Source organism: Oleiphilus sp. HI0125 (genome assembly GCF_001635355.1).
This window is the reverse complement of record NZ_LWGF01000671.1, coordinates 1-1,475: the sequence shown is the minus strand read 5'-3', so window position 1 is coordinate 1,475 and position 1,475 is coordinate 1. Positions and strand designations below refer to the sequence as shown.

Sequence of the window (1,475 nt, the reverse complement as noted above, 5' to 3'; positions counted from 1 at the left end):
TGCCCTACAAATCCTTCACGCTGGACGTTATAGCTACCACCCATTCTCTCACTCGGCGTCGGCCAAAAAAGCGCCTATTAACCCATTCAAGCCGCGCGAAATGTCAGATCGACAAATCCGCTCGACCATCAAGGATTTCGCTAAAACAGCAAAACTCGCAAAACTTGCGAACTACAACGGCGTTGAAATCATGGGTAGCGAAGGCTATTTGATCAATCAGTTTATGGCGCCTCACGTCAACAAGCGCAAAGACAAATGGGGCGGCAGTATCGAAAACCGCATGCGCTTCCCAGTTGAGATCGTAAAAGAAGTACGCAAATCGGTAGGCGAAGAATTTATCGTGATCTTCCGTCTATCAATGATGGAACTGGTCGAAGGTGGTATGACCGCCAACGAAATCGTCGAAACAGCAAAAGCCCTAGAAGCCGCTGGCGTTACCATTATGAACACAGGTATTGGCTGGCACGAAGCACGTGTTCCAACCATCGTTACTTCTGTACCGCGTGCTGCCTTCCGTGAAGCGACAGCTCGTGTTAAAAAAGAGCTATCGATTCCAGTGTGCGCATCAAACCGTATCAATACACCAGATGTTGCAGAAGACATCATCTCTTCAGGTGATGCAGATCTTGTATCAATGGCACGCCCATTCTTGGCCGATCCGCACTTTGTGAACAAAGCGGCTGAAAATCGTGCAGACGAAATCAACATTTGTATTGCCTGTAACCAAGCTTGTCTTGACCATACATTCGAAATGAAACGTGCATCTTGCTTAGTAAACCCACAAGCATGTCACGAAACAGAATTGGTCTACATTCCAGTGACTAACAAAAAGAAAGTTGCCGTGATTGGAGCTGGCCCTGCAGGCTTATCAGCCTCTACCGTTGCTGCGGAGCGCGGCCATGACGTAACGCTATTTGATATGGCAAGCGAGATTGGCGGTCAGTTTAACTACGCGAAGCAAATTCCAGGTAAAGAAGAATTTTACGAGATGATCAAATACTACGGTCGTCGTGTAGAAGTATCAGGGGTAAATCTACAGCTCAACACCAAGGTTGATGCTGAGATGCTCGAGAAAGGCGGTTTTGATGAAGTGATTGTTGCCACCGGCATCAACCCTCGCAAGCCACCGATTGAGGGTATCGAACACAAGAAAGTATTGTCTTACCTTGATGTTTTAACCGGCACAGAAGTAGGTAAAAAAGTAGCGGTTATTGGCGCCGGTGGTATCGGTTTTGATGTTGCAGAATTTCTTGTGCACCCAGGTGCCAAAGCAGATAGCACACCACGCCCACAAAGCATCGCAGAATGGAGCGAAGAATGGGGTATCGACGTGAACAGCGACAACCCAGGTCAACTCGTTGGGAAGAAACCACACGCACCTGAGCGCGACGTTTACCTGCTTCAACGTAAAAAGAGTCAGTTGGGCGCAGGCTTGAACAAAACATCTGGTTGGGTTCACCGTGCTGTGTTGAAAA

The 1,475-nt window shown here is 48.0% G+C and carries 1 protein-coding gene; it reads left to right on the top strand.

Annotation, left to right across the window (positions count from 1 at the left end; genetic code table 11):
• Positions 1–1,475: NADPH-dependent 2,4-dienoyl-CoA reductase (locus A3762_RS09690; RefSeq protein ID WP_082869048.1), on the top strand; the 1,475-nt coding region annotated here is incomplete at both ends.